At 63.8% G+C, this 20,923-nt stretch carries 17 protein-coding genes; 1 reads left to right on the plus strand and 16 read right to left on the minus strand.

Going from position 1 to position 20,923, the window contains the following annotated elements; translation table 11 throughout:
• The 9 genes from KP010_RS08815 to KP010_RS08855 all read right to left on the minus strand — a co-directional run bounded on the left by KP010_RS08815 (position 1) and on the right by KP010_RS08855 (position 12,058).
• Positions 1 to 1,491, minus strand: coding sequence for an NAD(P)/FAD-dependent oxidoreductase (locus KP010_RS08815; protein ID WP_142862905.1), 1,491 nt, complete (start codon positions 1,489 to 1,491; stop codon positions 1 to 3).
• A 100-nt stretch (positions 1,492 to 1,591) separates the two neighbouring features.
• The gene (locus tag KP010_RS08820) at positions 1,592 to 2,758 is read right to left on the minus strand and encodes a diguanylate cyclase (protein ID WP_142862904.1); all 1,167 of its coding nucleotides are present in this window, start codon (positions 2,756 to 2,758) and stop codon (positions 1,592 to 1,594) included.
• 215 nt (positions 2,759 to 2,973) lie between these two features.
• A complete protein-coding gene (locus KP010_RS08825; protein ID WP_142862903.1) occupies positions 2,974 to 3,711 on the minus strand; it encodes a nucleotidyltransferase family protein in 738 nt (245 codons plus the stop codon).
• Entirely contained in the window at positions 3,677 to 5,209 is a 1,533-nt protein-coding gene (tsaE, locus tag KP010_RS08830; RefSeq protein ID WP_142862902.1) for a tRNA (adenosine(37)-N6)-threonylcarbamoyltransferase complex ATPase subunit type 1 TsaE, read from the minus strand. Before tsaE ends, KP010_RS08825 begins: the two co-directional genes overlap by 35 nt.
• On the minus strand, positions 5,206 to 7,740 hold the full coding sequence (locus tag KP010_RS08835) for a PAS-domain containing protein (RefSeq protein WP_216280744.1): 2,535 nt from the start codon (positions 7,738 to 7,740) through the stop codon (positions 5,206 to 5,208). The genes tsaE and KP010_RS08835 overlap by 4 nt, the downstream gene beginning before the upstream one ends.
• A gap of 597 nt (positions 7,741 to 8,337) precedes the next feature.
• Positions 8,338 to 8,868, minus strand: coding sequence for a hypothetical protein (locus KP010_RS08840; RefSeq protein ID WP_142862900.1), 531 nt, complete (start codon positions 8,866 to 8,868; stop codon positions 8,338 to 8,340).
• A 456-nt stretch (positions 8,869 to 9,324) separates the two neighbouring features.
• Entirely contained in the window at positions 9,325 to 10,731 is a 1,407-nt protein-coding gene (gene ahcY, locus KP010_RS08845; RefSeq protein WP_108915488.1) for an adenosylhomocysteinase, read from the minus strand.
• Between the two features lie 105 nt (positions 10,732 to 10,836).
• Positions 10,837 to 11,394 (minus strand): hypothetical protein, encoded by a 558-nt coding sequence (locus KP010_RS08850; RefSeq protein WP_166141055.1) that lies wholly within the window; start codon positions 11,392 to 11,394, stop codon positions 10,837 to 10,839.
• Positions 11,395 to 11,626: 232 nt separating this feature from the next.
• Positions 11,627 to 12,058 (minus strand): four-helix bundle copper-binding protein, encoded by a 432-nt coding sequence (locus KP010_RS08855; protein ID WP_142862897.1) that lies wholly within the window; start codon positions 12,056 to 12,058, stop codon positions 11,627 to 11,629.
• A gap of 184 nt (positions 12,059 to 12,242) precedes the next feature.
• Between KP010_RS08855 and KP010_RS08860 the strand changes: the two genes are divergently transcribed.
• Complete coding sequence (locus KP010_RS08860) at positions 12,243 to 12,959, plus strand: MgtC/SapB family protein (RefSeq protein ID WP_108915485.1); 717 nt, start codon at positions 12,243 to 12,245, stop codon at positions 12,957 to 12,959.
• A gap of 175 nt (positions 12,960 to 13,134) precedes the next feature.
• Here the strand turns inward: KP010_RS08860 and KP010_RS08865 are convergent, their stop codons facing one another.
• From KP010_RS08865 to hemJ, 7 genes are all read right to left on the minus strand, one after another.
• Positions 13,135 to 14,010, minus strand: coding sequence for a ParB/RepB/Spo0J family partition protein (locus tag KP010_RS08865; RefSeq protein ID WP_216280745.1), 876 nt, complete (start codon positions 14,008 to 14,010; stop codon positions 13,135 to 13,137).
• Positions 14,011 to 14,067: 57 nt separating this feature from the next.
• Complete coding sequence (locus KP010_RS08870; RefSeq protein WP_216280746.1) at positions 14,068 to 14,886, minus strand: ParA family protein; 819 nt, start codon at positions 14,884 to 14,886, stop codon at positions 14,068 to 14,070.
• Between the two features lies 1 nt (position 14,887).
• Positions 14,888 to 15,538 carry a 16S rRNA (guanine(527)-N(7))-methyltransferase RsmG gene (rsmG, locus tag KP010_RS08875; protein WP_142862896.1) on the minus strand — a complete coding sequence of 217 codons (651 nt, stop codon included), beginning with the start codon at positions 15,536 to 15,538 and terminating at the stop codon, positions 14,888 to 14,890.
• An 8-nt stretch (positions 15,539 to 15,546) separates the two neighbouring features.
• A complete protein-coding gene (gene mnmG, locus KP010_RS08880) occupies positions 15,547 to 17,394 on the minus strand; it encodes a tRNA uridine-5-carboxymethylaminomethyl(34) synthesis enzyme MnmG (RefSeq protein ID WP_253203588.1) in 1,848 nt (615 codons plus the stop codon).
• Positions 17,395 to 17,435: 41 nt separating this feature from the next.
• Positions 17,436 to 18,740, minus strand: a complete 1,305-nt coding sequence (gene mnmE / locus KP010_RS08885; protein WP_142862895.1) for a tRNA uridine-5-carboxymethylaminomethyl(34) synthesis GTPase MnmE — start codon at positions 18,738 to 18,740, stop codon at positions 17,436 to 17,438.
• Positions 18,741 to 19,000: 260 nt separating this feature from the next.
• On the minus strand, positions 19,001 to 20,269 hold the full coding sequence (gene rho / locus KP010_RS08890) for a transcription termination factor Rho (RefSeq protein ID WP_108915480.1): 1,269 nt from the start codon (positions 20,267 to 20,269) through the stop codon (positions 19,001 to 19,003).
• Between the two features lie 230 nt (positions 20,270 to 20,499).
• Positions 20,500 to 20,919 carry a protoporphyrinogen oxidase HemJ gene (gene hemJ, locus KP010_RS08895; protein ID WP_142862894.1) on the minus strand — a complete coding sequence of 140 codons (420 nt, stop codon included), beginning with the start codon at positions 20,917 to 20,919 and terminating at the stop codon, positions 20,500 to 20,502.
• Between the last annotated feature and the right edge of the window lie 4 nt (positions 20,920 to 20,923).

The raw sequence follows: 20,923 nt of genomic DNA on the forward strand, positions 1-20,923 counted from the left end.
TCAAGCGACCCGCTTCGGCACGAGACGCTCACTCGCCAAGGCCTGCTCCGCGCCGGAGACGCCGGCTTCCGTATATTCGGCGTCCTCGTTCACGCCCCAGACGTCATAGACCGCGCGACCGGCGATGATGTTGAGCGCCGTCAACATGCCGGTCATCATCGCATGATCCTGGTTGTTGTATTTGTGCATGCCGTTGCGGCCGACGAGATGCAGGCCGGGATAGCGCGCCGCGAGCTCGAGACGAATGGCCTGCACATTGGCGGCGTAGGAATCGTCATAGACGGGATAGGCCTTGGCCTGACGCACGACGCAGGCGTCGCGCACATCCTCCGCCTTCATGAGGCCGATCTTTTCGATCTCGTCTTTGGCGAGCGCGACGAGATCGGCGTCGGCCGAGTTCCATAATCCATCGCCCTCGAAGCAGAAATATTCGAGGCCGAGACAAATGGAGACGTCATCGGCGATCATCTCCGGCGACCAGGATTTGAAATTCTGCACGCGGCCGACCTTCACCGACGGATCATGAATATAGATCCAATTGTCGGGGAATTCCTCCTGCGGCCGTCCGATCAGCACGACGGTGAGAAAATCGCGATAAGCCAGCGCGCGCGCATTGAACAGGCTGAGCGGCGTCGGCGTCAGCGCATTCATCACCTCGCGCAGCGGCGCGGAGGAGAGCACATTGCGCGCGCGATGAGTCTCGACAGCGCCCTGCGAATCGCGCGTCGTGACGCTCCAAATTCCGCTCGCTTCATCGAAGGCGAGCTGCTCGACCTTGCAGCCCATTCGCAGACGGCCGCCGAGCTTCTGCATCTTGCGCGCGGCGGCTTCCCACATCATGCCGGGACCGCGACGCGGATAGCGGAAGGATTCGATCAGCGTCTTCGCGGCGCTGCTGGATTTGCGGAGCTTCAAAGAGCGCCGCAAGCCGTCGATGATCGCCGCGCCGAGGCTGAGGCCCTTGATGCGCTGCGCCGCCCAATCGGCGGAGATATCGTCGCAGCTCATGCCCCAGACCTTTTCCGTATAGGTCTTGAAGAAAATGCCGAACAGCCGCTCGCCGAATTGATTGCGCACCCATTGATGGAAGGAGCGCGGCTCCTTCACCGGAAAAGCCTTGGCGAAGGCGAAGGAGGCCATGCAGCGCGCGCTCTCGAAGAGCCCGAGATTCTTCAGCGCTTCGAAGGCCTTCAGCGGATAGGCGTAGAATTTCTCGCGATAGAAGATGCGCGACAGACGCGGCCGCTCGATGAAATCATGCGGGAGCAGCTCGTCCCACAGATCGACGATCTCTTTCGATTTCGAGAAGAAGCGGTGTCCGCCTATGTCGAAGAGAAATCCCTTGTAGCTCGCGGTGCGGCTGATGCCGCCGACATAAGTCTCGTCCTGCTCGAGAACGAGAACCTCGCGTCCGTTTTTCGCCAGAATATGAGCGGCGGTGAGGCCGGCAGGCCCCGCGCCGATCACGATGGATTCGATAATCTCGCCCATGAAGGCCCTGAAACTGCGTGGCGTGCGCCGGCCGGCCGCGTCACGCAGCGAGGCTCACGGCACTTAGGGGCACTATGGACGCGCTGTGGTTAATGCGCTGTTACGCACGCGAGGCGACCGTCGTCTGCTCATGCTGCTCGCCGGCGAAAATGACGCGATTGCGCCCCTCCGCCTTGGCGCGATAGAGCGCGTCGTCGGCGACGCGCGTCATAGCGGCGAGATCGGGCGTCTCACCCTCTATGACCGTGACGCCGACGCTGACCGTCGCCGCGCCGTCGGCGAGATGCTTCGCCTCGCGAACGAAAGCCGCGCGAATGCGCTCGGCGATGGCCAAAGCGCTCGTTCGGTCGGCCGGCGAGAGAATGGCGACGAATTCCTCTCCGCCGATCCGCGCCAGCAAGTCGTTGGCGCGGATGTTTCGCGACGCCGCGGCGCCGAAGGCCGCCAGCACGCGGTCGCCGACCGCATGGCCGAAGCGATCGTTGATGAATTTGAAATTGTCGAGATCGAAGACCAGCACGGCCGTGGCGCGCGGCGTGGCCGCCCGCCTCGCGCGCTCGACCGCGCGATCGAATGCGCGGCGATTGGGAAGACCGGTCAGCGGATCGATCAGCGCGGCGACTTCTCGTCGGCTCGCCAGGCGCTCCTTGGAGAGGGTCGCCACCAGAAAGCCGAGAATGGCGACGAAGCCCGAGAGCTCGAGAAAACGAGCCTTGAGGTAAGGGCTGGTGAGAAAGCTCTCATTGTCCACCACGAGAAAGGGCGCGGCGACCGCGAGCGCGAAATCGAGCGCGGCCTGGAGAGCGATGATCCAGGCCGTCACGCGCGACGAGACGAGACGCTGCTCGCGGATCCGATTGTAGCGGAACAATTCCCAGGCGGCGGCGGCTTCATAGACCGCCGAGATCGCCGCCGTTTCGGCGATGCGCATGTTGAGGTCGGCCCGCCAGAGGCCGGCGATCCAGATCGCGCCGCCGAGAAGCGCGAGCGGCAGCCGAACAGGCTTCTCGACGAAGACGACGACGCCCGTCCAGAGCAGGCCGCAGGACCACATATTGAGCGCATTGCCGAAAATGATCGACAGCCATTCGGCCTCGTTGCGGAAGGCGTAGGTGAGCGCCGCGGCGCCGGCCGTCGCGAAAACGGCGGACCACCACCAGAGTTCTTGCGCCTCTTCGTCTCCTCGCCAGATCGCATAGAGAAAGACGCCCAGCAGCGACAGCATGAAGGCGCCGAATAAAAACAAGGTCGGCGCCAATTCGATCATCGCGGTTCACGGTCCCGTGAGCTTCAAAAATGTGGCGGGCGGCAGAATCCAGCTGGAGCGTAGCATCGACTATGCCACGCTCTCGAAGTCATAAAAAGCCGAGTCTTCGCGCTCCGAGCCGGCGAAGACGCATCGGGGTAAAGAAATTCCGGCGGGTCCCGCCGTCTCCTTCGACTTGGCGTCGTCGCCTTTCGGCTGCGACGAATTCGGCGCGATCAGCCCGCCGCGGCGACGGCGCGCTCGGCTTCCTCTATCGCCGCCATCGTGCCGACATGCAGCCATTTGCCGTCGAGCGGAACGCCGAAGAGCCGTCCCTGCTCCGCCGCCCGGAAAAAGAAAGGCGCGAGCGGAAACGCTTCCTGCTCCACGCTCTCGAACAATTGCGGCTTGACGACGCCGACGCCGGCATAGACGAAATCGGCCGTCTCGCCGGCGGCGCGCTTCGTCAGCCTCCCGTCCGCGGCGCGGTGGAAATCGCCGTCCCATTCGACGCCGACGCTGCCCAGTCGCGGCGCCAGCAGCAGAGCGATATCCATGATTTCCGGATTCCACAGCGCGGCGAGGCGCTGCAGATTGTCGCAGCCCGCGCCGATCCAAAAGGCGTCCGTATTGGCGATGAAGAAAGGGCGGCCCTCGAACAGCGCCAACGCTTTCCTGATCCCGCCGCCTTGGTCGAGCAGCTTCTCCCGCTCGTCCGAGAGGATTATGCGCGGAGTCTGCCGGCCCTCGAGATGCGTCTCGATCTGTTCGGCGAGGTGATGGACATTGACGACGGCGGTCGCGACGCCGGCCTCGTCGAAAGCGTTCAGCGTGCGATCGAGCAGAGTGACGCCGGCGATCGCGACCAGCGGCTTGGGCAGCCGGTCGGTCAGCGGCCTCATGCGCGAGCCGAGCCCGGCGGCGAAGACGAAAGCGGCCTCAGGCACGGAAGAGCGCGGGGAGGTTGGCGACATACCAGGCCTCGAGTTCGGCGAGCGCGGGATGGCGCAGGCCCTTGCGCAGATAGGTCTCCACGCGCGGCAGATGGACGAGATATTGCGGCTTGTGGTCGCGCTGGTCGAGCCGCGCGAAAATGCCGAGGATTTTGGTCGCGCGCTGGGCGCCGAGAATGGCGTAGGCGCGCGCGAAAGCCGCCATGTCGAACAGCGGGTCCGCCTCGCGGCGCTTGCGCGCATAATGGCCGAGAAGACGCATCTCCAATTCGTCCGGCACGTCGACGCGCGCGTCCTGCGTCAGCGACACCACGTCATAGGCCGGATGGCCGAGCACAGTGTCCTGAAAATCGATGACGCCGACGCGCGCGGTTCCCTCGCGGTCCGGCAGCCAGATGAGATTGGGCGAGTGGAAATCGCGCAATGTCCAGGTCGGCGCGGACATCACGATCTCCATCAGCGCCTGGCGCCAGAGATTGACGAAAGTCGCCTTGGAGCCCGACGAGATGCAGCCGCCGCCGACCCGCGCCGCATACCATTCCAGCAGCAGCTCCACCTCTATGAGCAGCGCGTCGAGATCATAGGGCGGGATGTGGTAAGGGCCGGAGCCTTCGACCGGAAGAACGTCCGGCAGACGGCGGGCATGGAGCGGCGCGAGCGCCGACAGCGCCTCGACATAGCGATCGGCGATCGGCGCGCCGCCGGCCACGACGCCGTCGCGGCCGAGATCCTCCAGCAGCACGAAGCCGGCCGAGAGATCATAAGCATAGATTTGCGGCGCGGAGAGGCCTTGCGCGCGCAGCGCCTCCGCCATGGCGACGAAGGGCTTCACTGTCTCGGCGAGCCGCGCGATGGCGCTATAGGGCTTGCCGTAGCGAATGGGCGGGCCGTCCGGCCGCGCCGGCGAGATCATCAATATGGCCTGGGCGCCATCCGGTCGGCGCAGCGCCTCATAGATGCGCGAGGAGGCGTCGCCCTGCAGATAATCGCGCGCGGCGTCGCTCCAGCCGGCGCGCTCCAGAAACTCCCGCATGGTCCGAAAGGCCTTGAGCCGCCCCGCCGCCCTGCCATGGGCGATGATGCCGATGCGGCGCGCGTCGGGCGTCTCCGGGGAGGCGAAGGAGAGCCGTACCTCCAGCCGCTCGCCGGCAAAAAGGCTCGGCGCGCGCTCCGGCCATTCGACCAGCACGAGCGCATCCTCGCTGGCCTCGTCGAAGCCCATGGCCTCGAGCTCCGCCTCGCCCCCCGCTATGCGGTAGAGATCGGCGTGCAATATGCGGCAGCCGGGGGTCTCGTAGATCTGCATCAGCGTGAAGGTCGGACTCGGCGCCTCCAGCGTCGGATCCTGCGCCAGGGCGCGGATCAGCGCGCGCGCAAAGGCCGTCTTGCCGGCGCCGAGATCGCCGGAGAGGGTGACGAGCCGCACCGTGTCGCGAATGAGCGGGGCGAGCTTGGCGGCGAGCGCGGCGGTCTGCGCCTCGTCGGCGACGTCGATCAGCCATTCGGCCTCTTCACTCATGAGGCCTGTCCTTTTTCACGCGGGGCGAGACCCTGCTGGCCGCCACTCTCGCGCGCCGGGAAGATGCAAGTGACCGTGGTGCCCTCGCCGAGCGCGGAATCGATGAGCACGCGCCCGCCATGCAGCTCGGTGAAGGCGCGCACGATGGAGAGGCCGAGCCCGACGCCCCTGTGGCGCGAGCCCGAGGTGTGCGACTCGAAACGGTCGAAGACTTTCTCGAGGACCTCCGGGGCGATGCCCCGCCCCCGATCGGCGACCTTGAACACGATTTCCCCCTCCCGGCGCATCGCCGCGAGGGTAATGCTTTGTCCCGGCCGAGAAAAGCCGATCGCATTGGCGAGCAGATTGAACAGGATCTGGCGGATGCGCTTGGCGTCGCCGGGGAAGCGGCCGACCTCGCCGGTGGCGACGATCTGCAGCTCTATGTCGTTCTCCGCGAGGCGATCCTGCACGCCCTCCGCCGCGGCGCGCATGGCGTCGGCCGCGTCCACCTCCTCGAGCTCGAGCTCCATGGCATCGCTGTCGATGGTCGCGAGATCGAGAATATCGTTGATGATGGCGAGCAGCGCCGCCGAGGATTTGCCGACATAGCCCAAATATTCGAGCTGCTTGGCGTTGAGATCGCCGGTCGTCTTCTCGCCGAGCAGATGGATGAAGCCGATGATGTTGTTGAGCGGCGAGCGCAGCTCGTAGGAAACATGATGGACGAAATCGTTGCGGATCTTCTCCGCCGCGATCAGCGCCTGATTGCGCTCGGTGAGCGCGCGCTCGACATTCACGCCCGCCGTCACATCGACGAAGGTGAGCAGCGCCGCGCCTTCCGGCAGCGGCTGCGCGGTGCAATCGACCACGACGCCGTCCGAACGCTCGATGCGCCGCGTGAAGCCCTGCCGCATGTCCTGCAGCCCGGTGACGAAGCCGCGCAGCTCGCTCCAGGTCTCTTCGTTGAGATGCAGCGGCCGGCAGAGATTGGCGACGGCGTCGAAACGCGGCTTGTCGTCGAGAATGCTTTTTTCCAGCGCCCAGAGCGCGAGAAAGGCCGGATTGCAGAAGCGCAAGCGGCCGTCGGCGCCGAAGACGGCGACGCCCTCGCGCAAATTCTCCAGCGTCTCGTTCTGCATTCGGTCGAGCGCATGGAAACGCGATTCGAGAAAATAGCGCTCGCTCACATCGTCGTAGAGATAGGTGACGCCGCCCTGCGGATTGGCGTTCACCACGACGCGCAACGTGCGCCCGTTCGGCATGTGCCAGACATGCTCGTGATGCTCTTCCGAGGATTGATAAGCCTCGAGCAGGCGCGCCTTCCAATCCTTGTAATCAGCTTCGACCGGCAGGCGCTGCTCGGCGCGCAGACGATCGAGAATCTCGCCGTCGCTCGTCCCCTGATCGAGATAGGCGCGGTCGAGCGGCCAGAGAGTCTCATAGGCTGCGTTGCGATAGACGAGACGCTTGCCGCGATCGAAAATGGCGACGGCGATGGGCAGTTGATCCAGCGTGCGCGAATGCGCCTGCATCTGCTGCTCGAGATCGGCGCGCGTCTTGTCGATCTCCTGGCGGTCGATGGCGAGCGCGGCGCCGGCGCCGTGACAGGGCGCCTCGACGACATCGAGACGATGCCGCTCCCCGGCGACCACCGCCGTCACGCGTGCGCGCCAAACCTCGTCGCGCCCGCGCGCCGTCTGCGCTCGCAGACGCGCGTCATTGTCGAGCAGCTCGATCTGGCGCCGCAGGGCGTCGGCCGAATTCTCCGCCTCCACTGCATGCGCATAGGCGGAGTTCACGAAAACGAGCCGACCCTCCGTGTCGCGCATCCACACCGGCGTCGGCAGCGCCTCGAGCAGAGCGCGCAACGTCTCCACCTCGCCGACGCTGCGCGTGTGGCGCTCGCGCAATGAGAGCAGCTCGAGCCGCTCGCCGGAGACTTCACGTATGCGCAGCACGGCGCGGCCGGCGACGGCGCGTCCTTCCGCGTCGAAGCGTCGGCCTTGCAGGCTGGCGAGCGACAGATGAAAGCCCTCGCCATTCTGGCGCAGGCGATCGACGCGCTCTTGCAGAGCGCCCGCCTCCTCCGGCCCGAGCCAGGAGCCGAAGGCGAGCACGCGCCGCGCGAAGGCCGGATCATTGAGGCCGTTCTCTATGTCCGGCTCGCCGGCGGCATTGTCCCAGGAGACGAAGAGCTGCGGCTCGCTGGAGAGAAAAATCTCGGCGCGATCGAGCCGCTTGCGCGTCGCTTCCAGCTCGGCCGCGAGCCTCGCCTCGCGGCGGCTCCACGCCTTGCGCTCGCCGAGATGCGTGAAAGCGACGACGACGGCGAAAAGCGCGAGGCCGCCGGTCAGAGCGAGACTGACGAATTCCGCATTATTGGTGGTGGCGAGAAGATCGGCGAGCGTCTCCGCTCGCGCCGGCCCGCCGAGCGGCAATAGGCCGGCCGTCGCGAGCCCGCGCGCCATGCCGCGAACGAGCGGCGACGACGCTCCCCGACTCCGGGCGGGCGGCAACGCTTTCGGCCCGAAGGCCGTATTGTGAAACATGCGAACCGGTCTCCACGTTCGATTTGCAAAGGCTCATCGCAAACAAACGCCGCAAGCCGTCCGCGCGCCACCGTGGCGCCGTCTCGAATCGCGTCTAATCTAAAACGCGCCGTCGAAAAGTGAAACGCGGATCGTGACCGGGAGATTGCCGCCTAGGGGTTTCGCCGAACTGGCGTCGGCGCTGCTGCGGGGAAAATTCGCCGCGGCCGCAGTTCCGCGCCGACCGTCGGGCGCATCGGTCTTTCAAAGCAATTTTGGTATGGAAAGCGCTCGCGACCTCGACCGGTACAGTATTTTTGGTTTGGAGCGAATTCTGATCGATCGAACGATTCCGTTCGATCGGAACGCGCTCTATCGACGACGAGGCGTGGCGAGAGAGACGTTTCTCGAGGCGATTCCGACCTCGCCCATTCGAGCGCGATCCATCGTCTTCTCCTTGCCCGCTCGATCGTGCGTCGTCATGCTCCGCGCTGGAATGATCCGCGCATCCCCCCGGGTCGCCGCGAGATCGCGCCCTCTCCAGAAAGCTCGATTCGCGGCGTTTCCCGACGTCGGAGCGCGCACGGAATCATGCGAGCCCGAACAAGCGCTCCGAAATTAGTGAGGTGTAAAACGTGTTTCGATGAAATAGACGTACCGAACCTGCAACGGATCATACCGAACAACGAGCGTATCGATGTTCTGCAGACGAGGGTCGGACAGAGTGACGTCCTGAATGGCTTGTGAATCGACCGTCACCAGTACCGTGTCTGCGGTCGGAATGCCGAAATGATAAGCGTAAAGAGTAAAGGTCACGGGCGTCGACATGCTCGAGGCGCCATAGGCGAACAGCTTCAGACCGGTCAAATCGAAGGACTTGCCGGGGAAGTTCGAAGCGGGAATCGTAAAGACGCCGCCGGTGCGGTTGGCGAAATAAAGCCCGCCGTTTCCCGTTCGCACGTCCCAACCGTTGGGGAGAAGATGACCGAGGGCGGATACGACAAGGCCGGTTCCGTCCGTCGCAGTGCAGTTGGGACACCCGGTCAAAGGCGCCGCCGCGGTAAATGTCGCAGTGTCGGCGAGCGCCGTCGACGCTGAAAAAGCGACAAAGGTCGCCAGAGCGGTCGCTCCTAGAAAATCGATCTTCATATTATTCTCCTGACTGGCGCTTGAATGAGCGCTCGAGCGAGGACCTCGGTCCATGTGCTCATCCCCATGAGCGTCAGCCTGCATCTCCTGCTGCGCTCACGAGATCGAAGGGCTCGCTTCAGGAACGAGTCCAGGCTCTCAGCTTAGCCTCGAACATTGCAGACGTACGACAAAAAATCGAAATCGCGCACGGGGTGGATCGCGTCACAGTTCCTAGTCGTTGATCTTGCTCGAAAAGACGCGGCTCTCGGGGGATTTCTGCCGCGTATTGTCGCGCGGCGAGCCGGCCTCCTCGTCCTGGCGAGGCCCCGAAGGGGCGTTTCGCGTCTCGAAGGGCGCCGCTGCGTGGAGCATCCTTCTCGCGCCGCGGAGCGATCGGCCCGGAAGCATATCCGGATTACGGCCTCGCCCTCTTCACGGAGAGCGAGGCCTGAACTTTTTCGCCGAGCCGCCGGATCAATACCGATAATGTTCCGGCTTGAACGGGCCGTTCTGCGGCACGTTGAGATAGGCGGACTGCTGCTCGGTCATTTTGGTGAGCTTCACGCCGATCTTGGAAAGATGCAGCGAGGCGACCTTTTCATCCAGGTGCTTGGGCAGCGTGTAGACGCCGACCGGATACTGGCCCTGCTTGGTGTAGAGCTCGATCTGCGCCAGCGTCTGATTGGTGAAGGAAGCGGACATCACGAAAGACGGATGGCCGGTGGCGCAGCCGAGATTCACGAGGCGCCCTTCGGCGAGCAGGATGATGCGCTTGCCGTCGGCGAACTCGATCTCGTCGACCTGCGGCTTCACATTGTGCCATTTGAGATTGCGCAGGCCGGCGACCTGAATCTCGCTGTCGAAATGGCCGATGTTGCAGACGATGGCGCGGTCCTTCATGACGCGCATGTGCTCGGTCGTGATGACGTCGACATTGCCGGTCGCGGTGCAGAAGATATCCGCGCGCGATGCGGCGTCTTCCATCGTCGTGACCTCATAGCCTTCCATCGCGGCCTGCAGGGCGCAGATCGGATCGATCTCCGTAACCAGCACGCGGCAGCCGGCGTTGCGCAGCGAAGCGGCCGAGCCCTTGCCCACATCGCCATAGCCCGCGATGCAGGCGACCTTGCCGGCCATCATCACGTCGGTCGCGCGGCGAATGCCGTCGACCAGCGATTCGCGGCAGCCATAGAGATTGTCGAACTTCGACTTGGTGACCGAATCATTGACGTTGATCGCCGGCCAGAGCAACTTGCCTTCCTTGTGCATCACATAGAGACGATGCACGCCGGTGGTGGTCTCCTCGGTCACGCCCTTGATGGCCTCGGCATTGCGCTTGTAGAAGCCCGGATTGGCCTTGAGGCGCTTCTTGATCGCGGCGAAGAGGACTTCCTCCTCCTCATTGGTGGCCTTGTCGAGAAAAGCCGTGTCGCCATTCTCGGCGCGCAGGCCGAGATGGATGAGCAGCGTGGCGTCGCCGCCGTCGTCGAGAATCATGTTCGGCGTGCCGCCGTCGCCCCATTCGAAGATGCGGTGGGTGTAGTCCCAATAATCCTCGAGGCTCTCGCCCTTGATGGCGAAGACCGGCGTGCCGGCGGCGGCGATGGCCGCCGCGGCGTGGTCCTGCGTCGAATAAATATTGCAGGAGGCCCAGCGCACATCGGCGCCCAGCGCCTTCAGCGTCTCGATCAGCACGGCCGTCTGAATGGTCATATGCAGCGAGCCGGCGACGCGCGCGCCCTTCAGCGGCTGCGACGGACCATATTCGGCGCGCGTCGCCATGAGGCCGGGCATCTCGGTCTCGGCGATGTTCAGTTCCTTGCGGCCCCAATCGGCGAGGCCGATGTCGGCGACGACATAATCATTGAAATGGGTGGTCATGACGCTCCCTTCAGGCGTTGTCTCGCCTTGGCTGAGGCGAGCGCGCAGGCCTGGCCGCCTATAGCAAGGCGGCGGAGCAGATGCAATAAAGATATAAACAAGTCTTTATGTGAGCGAGGGCCGGCGGTCCCGCAGAAGGACGAAAGCGGCGAAAACCGCGATCACGGCGACGATCAGCAGGATCAGCAGCGTCGATTCCTCGAGCCAGGCGATCGCCGGAACGGCGAGGCCGAGCAGCAGGCCGACGAGCGACACGCGCCAAGCTTCCGCATGAATGCCCGCGGTGAAGGAGCCGAGCGCCAGCACAGTGAGCACGGTGAGCGCGCTGCTGTCGGAATTCATCATCTGCTTCACATCGCCGATGAAGATGAGGCACATGGCCGCGAGCACCGCGCCCCAATGCAAAATCTGCGTGCGCACGAGCCGCCATTTTTCTTCGGCGTTTTCCGCCTCCGGCCAGCCGGCGGCGATGCTGATCAGGCCGAAGATCGGCGCGAGCACGATCCAATAGGTCGTCATGCCCTGGCGCGTCATGCTCGTATAGGCGACGCCGAACAGCGCCAGCCCCAGCATGGCGAAATAGGGCCATTGCCGCAGAAGGAAGGACAGGACGCCGTGAGGCTGCGTCTCGTGCGAAAGGATTTCCGGCGCGCGCTCGGTCACTTTGCAGGCTCCGTCTCGAACGTGTCGCGAGCGACACATGGCAGATTTTTCGACCGTGTCGCGAGCGACACATGGGAGTTCACATGGGAGTTCGGCCGGCTCTCCGAGAAAATCTCGCCTCGAAATTTCGCGCCTTCGGCCGCTTCGGCGCGCTATGCTCAATATAATCGCCCGATCGTCCAAAACGAGACGCGCCGTGGCGCGTCCCGCACATCGGTCGGGCCCTTTCCCTTTAGGCCGCGACCTTCTGGCACTCGTCGGCGCAGGCTTTGCAGGCGTCGCCGCAAGCCTTGCATTCGGCGATATTCGGGAATTTGTCGCATTCCTTCTTGCAGGCGAGGCAAGCCTCCCCCACGGCCTTGGCGAAGGCCGGAGTGAGCGTCGAGCTCGTGCCCGCGAGCGAGGCCATGGCCTTGCAGGCGGCGACGACGTCGAAGGTGGACTTGGTGCAGGCGCCCATGCTGGCGTCATTCGCGGCGAGCATTTCGAAGCAATGACGCAGGCATTCCTCGCCGGCGGCCACGCATTTGGTGCTCGACTCGAACAGCGCCTTATATTTTGCGGCGCCATGATGATGCGCATGATCTTCGGCCGCCAAAGTCCCCGTGGCGGCGGTAGCGGCGGCCAATGCGCCGATTGCAGTCACAAATTGCCGACGTTCCATGAATCTCCCCCTGAGTTTTAGGAACAACAACATTTTCTGGTTTAAGCTTTTTCGAGGGAGATTCAATCACAGCGATTATTCGGCGAGTAAAATTTGTCGCGATGCTCTGAAACTGTGACAGATCGACAACTCTGATTCGATGGACGGCGCGAGGGCCCTATCGGACAAAGACACGGACAGGACAATGGCGGCCATTGCGAACTTCAACGCGCCGGAATTTCTCAATTCCTTGATTTCTCTTCTGGTTGCGCTTCTTCTCGGCACGCTGATCGGGGCCGAGCGGCAATATCGGCAACGCACTGCGGGGTTGCGCACCAATGCGCTGGTCGCGCTCGGCGCGGCCGCCTTCGTCGATCTGGGGATGCGGCTCAACGGCAATCTCGGCGCCACTCAGGTGCTCGCCTATATCGCCTCCGGCGTCGGCTTTCTGGGCGCCGGCGTCATCATCAAGGACGGCGCCAACATCAGCGGGCTCAACACCGCCGCGACCATCTGGTGCTCGGCCGTCACGGGCGCCTTCTCCGGCGCCGACCGCCCCGCGGAGGCGATATTGATGGCGATCTTCACGCTGACCGGCAATATGCTGCTGCGCCCGCTGGTCCATCTCATCGAGCGCGCGCCGATCGACGAGCGCGCCACCGAGGCGATCTACCGCCTGCATGTCACTGTCTCGCAAACGCGACGCGACGCCTTGCGCGATCTGCTGGTCGAGAAGCTCGAAGCGGCGGACTATCCGGTGCGCGAAATCGAGGAATTGGAGCGTGGCGAAGGGGAGGTGGAGCTCATCGCAATATTGACCTCGACCAGCGTCGACCCCAAAGAACTCGACGCCGTCGCCGCCGATCTCGAGAAGATCGCCGGCGTCGAACATGCGAGCTGGACCGCGCAGACGAGCGAGTGAAAAAATGAATTCCATAGCTTGCAGGCTATCGGATTCACATATCACGAAACACCGCCGTCGTGGCCGGGCTTGTCCCGGCCATCCACGCCAAACGGCTGATAAATCATATGAAAAAGCCCACCATCGACGGATTGTCTCCCGGCGAGAGCTTCTCGAGCGCCGACGACTTTCCCCCTCACCCCGTCAATCTTCTGCACAATCCGTCGAGCTGCTCCAGCGTCGTATAGCGGATGCGCAATTCGCCGCTCTCGCTATGATGGTGGATCGAGACATAGAGGCCGAGCGCGTCGGTCAGCAGCTTTTCCATCGCCACAGTATCCGCGTCCTTCTCGACACGCGGCTTACGCGACTTCGTCTCCAGCTTGGCGCCGGAATCCTCCTGCGCGAGGCGCTCGACGTCGCGCACGGTGAGGCCCTCCTCGACGACGCGGCGCGCCACCGAATCGGGATTGTCCACCGCGAGCAGCGCGCGCGCATGGCCGGCGGAAATCGCGCCTTCCGTCACCAGGCGACGGCTCGCCTCCGGCAGATTGAGCAGCCGCAGCGTATTGGCCACATGCGAACGGCTCTTGCCGATGATCTTGGCGAGATCGGTTTGCGAATAGCCGAACTCCTTACCCAGGCGCTCATAGCCGCGCGCCTCTTCGATCGCATTGAGATCGGCGCGCTGGACATTCTCGATAATGGCCAGCTCGAGCGCCTCGCGATCATCCGCCTCATGCACGATGATCGGCACATCGGCGAGATTGGCGAGCTGGGCGGCGCGCCAACGGCGCTCGCCGGCGATGATCTCATAAGCGTCGGCGACGCCGGGCACTGTGCGCACGACGATCGGCTGAATAATGCCCTTCTCGCGGATGGAGGCCGCGAGATCGGCGAGCTCCTCCTCGCGGAAAGAAACGCGCGGATTGCGCGGATTGGGCCGCAGAAATTCGATCGGCGCCCGGCGCTGGCCACGCGCGCGCTCCACCGCCGGCGCTTCCTCGCCCGCATCGCCGATCAGAGCCGCCAGCCCCCGCCCCAATCTTCTGCGCGTCGCTTCTTCGGCCATTTCGAGAGATGTCCTTCAAACGAGAGGCGCGCTCGCAGCGCGCGACGAAACCCTGCCTCAGGCTGCCCGCAGCTGCTTCTCGCGCTGAATGACTTCCGTAGCGAGCTTCAGATAGGCTTGGCTGCCGCTGCATTTGAGATCATAGAGCAGCACCGGCTTGCCATGCGACGGCGCTTCCGACACGCGCACATTGCGTGGGATCACCGTCTCATAGACCTTGTCGCCCATGAAGCGGCGCACATCGGCGACGACCTGGGTCGCGAGATTATTGCGCGGATCGAACATGGTCAGCACAATGCCATGGATCGACAGCCGCGGATTGAGCGAGCGCTTCACCTGATCCACGGTCGACAGCAGCTGCGACAGACCTTCGAGCGCGAAAAACTCGCATTGCAGCGGCACGAGAACCGCGTCGGCGCAAGCGAGCGCATTGATGGTCAGTAGATTGAGCGAGGGCGGGCAATCGATCAGAACATAGCTGAAGGCCGGAGCCTGCTCATGGCGTTCCGCCGCGATCAGCTCGGCCACGGCGCGCTTCAGGCGAAAGGCGCGGTCCTTATCGCCGGCGATTTCCAGCTCGACGCCGAGCAGATCGAGCGTCGACGGCGCGATCGAGAGACGCGGCACGGCGGTGGCCACGATCGCCTCGGCGAGACTGCTCTCCGCGAGCAGCACGTCATAGGTCGAAATCCGTCGCGCCTTGCGGTCGACGCCGAGGCCGGTGGAGGCGTTCCCCTGCGGGTCGAGGTCGACGACCAGCACTGTCTCGCCCACGGCGGCGAGCGCCGTGCCGAGATTAATGGCGGTCGTCGTTTTGCCGACGCCGCCCTTTTGATTGGCGAGGACGAGAATTCGGGGCGGCGGAACGTCGGTCACGTCAAGCTCCAAAATCCCGCGCGAGGGCGATAATGCGGCCGGACGAATGCGTGCGGCTCTGCAATGTCCAGATCTGGAAACTATCTGCGGCGCTCGAGCCGGTCAATTCGGCAGCCCAATCTTCGCCCTTCAAAAACACGCCTTTGACGTTTTTCAACAGAAGTTCGTGCGACCACTCGATCAATTGCGGCATAGGCGCGAGCGCGCGCGCCGTGACGCCGGTCAATGAATCGGCGATGAGGGGCAATTCGCTTTCGATTCGGCCGATGTGAATTTCCGCCGCCGCCCCTGTTTCACGTGAAACAGCGCGCAGAAACGCCGCCTTGCGCTGATCGCTTTCGATCAGATGCACTTTGGCGCCCGGACGATCCTTCAGGCAGATCGCCAGCACCATGCCCGGAAATCCCGCGCCCGAGCCGAGATCGACCCAGTTTTCCAGGCTCGGAAAAAACTCCCTTATCTGCGCCGAATCGGCGAAATGACGGGTCCATAATTCATCCAACGTGCCGCCGGCGACGAGATTGATGGACTTCTGCCATTTGCGCAGCAGCGATTCGTAGATTTCGAATTCGCGAATATAGCGCCGCAGCGCCGGCGCGATTTGCAGCGCATTGTCACGATCGCTGACGCGATCCTTTCCCTTCCCCCCCATTTTATCGATCACCCGCGCCGCGCCCGCGCCGCCAAAAGGGTGAGCGCGGCAGGAGTGACGCCCTCTATGCGCTGCGCCTGTCCCAGCGTGCGCGGACGCAGCGCCGACAGCTTGGCGCAGAGCTCGGCGGAGAGACCGCCGATTTCCCGATAGTCGAGCGTCGAGGGGAGAGCGAGCTGCTCGTCTCGGCGATAGGAATCGATGTCGGCGCTCTGCCGATCGAGATAAACGGCGTAGCGCGCGTCGGTCTCGACCCGGGCCGCCGTCTCCGAATCGATCTCGAGAAGTTGCGGCCAAATCGATGCGAGCCGCGCCAGATCGATTCCCGGAAAGGACAGCAGAGCATAGCCGCTGCGCCTCTGCCCATCCTGATTGATCGGCAGGCCGGCGCGGGCGGCCGCCGCCGAAGTCAGAGACAATTGCTGGAGCAGTGCACGGGCGCCCCCGAGCCGCGCCATCCGTTCCTCATGATCCCGCGCGCGCTCCCTTCCGATACAGCCGACCTCGAGCCCCTTGCCCGTCAACCGCTCATCGGCATTGTCCGCGCGCAGCGACAGTCGATATTCAGCGCGCGAGGTGAACATGCGATAGGGCTCGCTGACGCCGCGGGTGACGAGATCGTCGATCATCACGCCGAGATAGGCCTCGGCGCGATCGAAGACCACCGCCGCCGCGCCGCCCGCTCGAGCGGCAGCGTTGAGCCCAGCGACCAATCCCTGAGCCGCCGCCTCCTCATATCCTGTCGTGCCATTGATCTGACCGGCGAAGAACAGGCCTCGGACACGCTTTGTTTCCAGAGTGGCGTCGAGCTCGCGCGGATCTATGAAATCATATTCGATCGCATAGCCCGGCCGCAGAATGCGCGTGTTTTCGAGCCCCTCGATCTTCTGGATGAAAGCGCGCTGGACCTCTTCCGGCAGCGAGGTCGAAATCCCATTGGGATAGACAGTATCGTCGTCGAGCCCTTCCGGCTCGAGAAAAATCTGATGGGCGTCGCGATCGCCGAACCGCGTGACCTTATCCTCGATCGAAGGACAATAGCGCGGGCCGGGCCCGGAGATCGCGCCGCTGCGCATCGGCGAATGCTCGAGATTGTCGAGAATGACCTTATGCGCGTCGGCGTTGGTGCGGGTGATATGGCAGGCGATCTGCGGATTGGCGATCGATGTCGTCAGATAGGAGAAAGGCTCCGGCGTCTCGTCACCCTTTTGTTCCTCGAGACGGGCCCAGTCGATCGTGCGGCCGTCGAGGCGCGGCGGCGTTCCGGTCTTGAGCCGGCTCGTCGCAAAGCCCATGCTGCGCAAATTCTCGGCGAGGCCGAGCGACGGGCGCTCGCCCATCCGCCCCGCCGAATATTGCGTTGCGCCGATATGAATGACGCCGTTCAAGAAAGTGCCGGTCGTCACCACCACCGCGCCGGCGGTGAGCGTCGCGCCATCCAGGGTCACGCCGACGACACGTCCCTGCTGGACATCCAAACCTTCGGCCGAGCCTTCGATGACGTCGAGATTTGCGACCTCGGCGATCGCTTCTTGCATCGCGGCGCGATAGAGCTTGCGATCGGCCTGGGCGCGCGGGCCGCGCACCGCCGGGCCCTTGGAGCGATTGAGCAGGCGAAACTGGATTCCGGCGGCGTCGGCGACGCGGCCCATGAGCCCGTCCAGCGCGTCGATCTCGCGAACGAGCTGGCCCTTGCCGAGCCCGCCGATCGCCGGATTGCAAGACATGGCGCCGATCGTCGCGCGAGAATGGGTGACGAGCGCTGTGCGCGCGCCCCGACGCGCAGCCGCAGCGGCCGCCTCGCAGCCGGCATGGCCACCGCCGATCACGATCACGTCATAGGCCACTCGGCTCAATTTCCCGTCCTCGGTCCTGCTATCCTGTTTCACGTGAAACATCATTTGCCGATGCAAAATTGCGAGAAAATCGCATCCAGCACATCCTCGACATCGAAGGCGCCGACGATCCGCCCGAGCGCGCGGCCCGTGACGCGCAGATCGTCTGCGACGAATTCGAGCGGCTTACCTGGATCGAGGCTTGCCTCGATTGCATCTCTCGCCTCCTGAATGAGCCGCCGATGCCGTTCACGCGTCAGCACAGCCGTCGAGCCATCGCCCAGCCGCTGCCTGGCGCGCGCCGCCATTTCATCCAGGAGTCGCTCTATTCCAAACCCTGTTCGAGCAGAAATTGCAAGGTCATCTGATGTGCAATTCCCCAAATCCGCCTTGGTCGCGACGCGAATGAGCTCCGCCCCCTCGGCCGCCGCCAATTCGGGAGCGTCCGCCCCTTTTTCGGAGAGCCAAAGCAGCAGATCGGCCTCGGCGATTCGCGCCCGCGTCCGCTCGACCCCGATACGTTCGATCTCGTCCTTCGCCTCACGCAGGCCGGCCGTATCGACCAAAGTCACCGGAATGCCGCCGAGATCGAGATGAACCTCGATCATGTCGCGCGTCGTTCCGGGAACCGGAGAGACGATCGCGACATCGCGCCGAGCCAGCGCGTTCAGCAGCGTCGATTTCCCCGCATTCGGCGGGCCGAGCAGCAGCACGACGAAACCATCGCGGAGCCGTTCACTCGCCGCGCCATTCGCCAGCACGGCCGACATTTCCTCGAGCAGAGGCGCGAGCAGAGGATGGAGCGCGGTCGCCGGCTCGAACACATCGCCTTCATCAGAGAAATCGAGCTCCGCCTCCACCAGCGCCAGCGCGCGGATCAGAAGCTCGCGCCAGCTCTCGACCTGCTTGCGCAAAGCCCCGCCCAGCGCCCGGATCGCCTGACGGCGCTGACATTCCGTCTCCGCCTCGATGAGATCGGCGAGGCCTTCGACCTGCGACAGATCCATTTTGCCATTGGCGAGGCTGCGCCGCGCAAACTCTCCCGGCTGCGCTTCCCGCAGGCCCGAAAATGCGCTCAGAGCCGTCAGAACCGCGTGCATCACTGCGCGGCCGCCGTGAATCTGCAATTCGGCGTAATCCTCGCCCGTCGGGGAATTGGGCGCCGGAAAATAGAGAATGAGGCCGCGATCGATCGTCTCGCCGCTTCGCGGGTCGGCGAGACGCGCATAATGCGCCGATCTCGGCTCGGGGAGCCGTCCTGCGATCCGCTCCAACACAGCGCCGACCATCGGGCCGGACAGCCGAATCACCGCGATCGCCGCGCGCCCCGCCCCTGTGGCCGAGGCAAAGATCGTTTCAATCGACATAGCTGCACATCCGACGGAACACCGGATCGCTCTACGCGAATTTCAGCGCGGGAGATAGCGCGACATCAGGGCGATCAGGTGAGGGACGATATTCCGAACCCTCGTCCCGAGGAGCCCGCGAAGCGGGCGTCTCGAAGGACGGCCACGGCGAGAATCCCGAGATTTCCGCCCCCACCAAAAGCAAAGGGCGAGCGACAGAGGCTCGGCCTTATTCTCTCGAAATGCGGGAGCCCTCGGACAGCGCGTCCGCGGGCCTCGCCTCAGGTGTTCATCGAATCGAAGAAGCTGGCGTTGCCCTTCGGCGTCTCGCGAAGCTTGCCGAGCAGGAATTCGATGGCGTCCACCGTGCCCATCGGATTGAGGATGCGGCGCAGCACATACATTTTTTTGAGTATGTCGGAGGGCACCAGCAGCTCTTCCTTGCGGGTGCCGGAGCGGGTGATATCGATCGCCGGGAAGACGCGCTTGTCGGAGACCTTGCGGTCGAGAATAATCTCCGAATTGCCGGTTCCCTTGAACTCTTCGAAAATCACCTCGTCCATGCGCGAGCCGGTGTCGATCAGCGCCGTGGCGATGATGGTCAGCGAGCCGCCTTCCTCGATATTGCGCGCGGCGCCGAAGAAGCGCTTCGGCCGCTGCAGAGCATTGGCGTCCACACCACCGGTCAGCACCTTGCCGGAGGACGGGACGACCGTGTTGTAGGCGCGGCCGAGACGGGTGATCGAATCGAGCAGGATCACCACATCGCGGCGATGCTCGACGAGGCGCTTGGCTTTCTCGATCACCATTTCGGCGACCTGCACATGGCGCACCGCCGGCTCATCGAAGGTGGAGGAGACCACCTCGCCCTTCACCGAGCGCTGCATATCGGTCACTTCTTCCGGGCGCTCGTCGATCAGCAGAACGATCAGATAGCACTCGGGATGATTGGTGGTGATCGACTGCGCGATATTCTGCAACAGCACGGTCTTGCCGGTGCGCGGCGGCGCGACGACCAGAGCGCGCTGGCCCTTGCCGATCGGCGCGACGAGATCGATGACGCGGGCGGAAAGGTCCTTGCGCGTCGGATCGTCGATCTCGAGCTTCAAACGCTCATCGGGATAGAGCGGCGTCAGATTGTCGAAGGGGACCTTGTGCCGCACCTTCTCCGGATCTTCGAAATTGATCGAATTGACCTTGAGAAGCGCGAAATAACGCTCGCCCTCCTTGGGGCTGCGGATCATGCCCTCGACCGTGTCGCCGGTGCGCAGGCCGAAACGGCGAATCTGCGAGGGCGACACATAAATATCGTCTGGGCCGGCGAGATAATTGGCGTCTGGCGAACGCAGGAAAGCGAAGCCGTCCTGCAGCACTTCGACGACGCCTTCGCCGACGATCTCGACGTCGCGACCGGCGAATTGCTTCAATATTGCAAAGAGCAGTTCCTGGCGCCGCATGAGCGACGCGCCCTCGACCTCATGCTCCTCTGCGAAGGCGAGCAATTCGGCGGCCGATTTGGACTTCAGGTCCTGAAGCTTGATTTCCCCCATTTGGGACAATCCTCGACGATATTCGGATGAAACGCGGGCTAGGGCGCGGGATGGGCAGAAGGGATACGGAGCCGATGCCCCGGTGGGCCGGTTTTGATCCGGCTGTCGCTTGAAACGACGATCTGCCTTGAGGTGAGTGACTCAGCAATTAATCCCTTTCGGGCGGAAACGCAAGCCATCCGCCCGAAACCTATGACATTTGCGTGAAGGACGGGGAAAACCCCCTGTCTTCAGAACGGCTTGACGATCACCAATATGACGATGCCGATCATCAGCAGCGTCGGAACCTCATTGATGAATCGAAAGAATCGCGCCGGCCTGCGATTCTCGTCGCGCTCGAAAGCGCGCTGCGTCACGCCGAAATAAAAGTGGACGCCGGTGAGCAGCACGACGAGCGCCAGTTTCGCGTGCAGCCATCCGGCTCCATGAAAGGAGCCGAAATAGATCAGCGCCAGTCCCGCCGCCCAAGAGACGATCATCGCCGGCGCCATGATGTAGAGAGCGAGCCGGCGCTCCATCTTCTTGAACAAGGCCGAGGGCGCGCCCTGCCCGACTTCCGTGTGATAGACGAAGAGCCGCGGCAGATAGAGCAGCCCCGCCATCCAGGCGATAATGGCGATCACATGTAGAGCTTTGATCCAGAGATACATGACG

Source organism: Methylosinus sp. KRF6 (assembly GCF_018887255.1).
In the GTDB taxonomy this organism is placed as follows: Bacteria; Pseudomonadota; Alphaproteobacteria; order Rhizobiales; family Beijerinckiaceae; genus Methylosinus; species Methylosinus sporium.

What these genes read in the sequence shown, in the direction of transcription:
- KP010_RS08840 (WP_142862900.1), bottom strand. Translation starts at nt 8,868, where the DNA reads ATGAAGATCGATTTTCTAGGAGCGACCGCTCTGGCGACCTTTGTCGCT.
- rsmG (WP_142862896.1), bottom strand. Translation starts at nt 15,538, where the DNA reads ATGGGGGGGAAGGGAAAGGATCGCGTCAGCGATCGTGACAATGCGCTG.
- KP010_RS08860 (WP_108915485.1), top strand. Translation starts at nt 12,243, where the DNA reads ATGGCGGCCATTGCGAACTTCAACGCGCCGGAATTTCTCAATTCCTTG.
- rho (WP_108915480.1), bottom strand. Translation starts at nt 20,269, where the DNA reads ATGGGGGAAATCAAGCTTCAGGACCTGAAGTCCAAATCGGCCGCCGAA.
- mnmE (WP_142862895.1), bottom strand. Translation starts at nt 18,740, where the DNA reads ATGTCGATTGAAACGATCTTTGCCTCGGCCACAGGGGCGGGGCGCGCG.
- tsaE (WP_142862902.1), bottom strand. Translation starts at nt 5,209, where the DNA reads ATGAGTGAAGAGGCCGAATGGCTGATCGACGTCGCCGACGAGGCGCAG.
- KP010_RS08865 (WP_216280745.1), bottom strand. Translation starts at nt 14,010, where the DNA reads ATGGCCGAAGAAGCGACGCGCAGAAGATTGGGGCGGGGGCTGGCGGCT.
- hemJ (WP_142862894.1), bottom strand. Translation starts at nt 20,919, where the DNA reads ATGTATCTCTGGATCAAAGCTCTACATGTGATCGCCATTATCGCCTGG.
- KP010_RS08820 (WP_142862904.1), bottom strand. Translation starts at nt 2,758, where the DNA reads ATGATCGAATTGGCGCCGACCTTGTTTTTATTCGGCGCCTTCATGCTG.
- KP010_RS08815 (WP_142862905.1), bottom strand. Translation starts at nt 1,491, where the DNA reads ATGGGCGAGATTATCGAATCCATCGTGATCGGCGCGGGGCCTGCCGGC.
- KP010_RS08855 (WP_142862897.1), bottom strand. Translation starts at nt 12,058, where the DNA reads ATGGAACGTCGGCAATTTGTGACTGCAATCGGCGCATTGGCCGCCGCT.
- KP010_RS08825 (WP_142862903.1), bottom strand. Translation starts at nt 3,711, where the DNA reads ATGTCGCCAACCTCCCCGCGCTCTTCCGTGCCTGAGGCCGCTTTCGTC.
- ahcY (WP_108915488.1), bottom strand. Translation starts at nt 10,731, where the DNA reads ATGACCACCCATTTCAATGATTATGTCGTCGCCGACATCGGCCTCGCC.
- KP010_RS08835 (WP_216280744.1), bottom strand. Translation starts at nt 7,740, where the DNA reads ATGTTTCACAATACGGCCTTCGGGCCGAAAGCGTTGCCGCCCGCCCGG.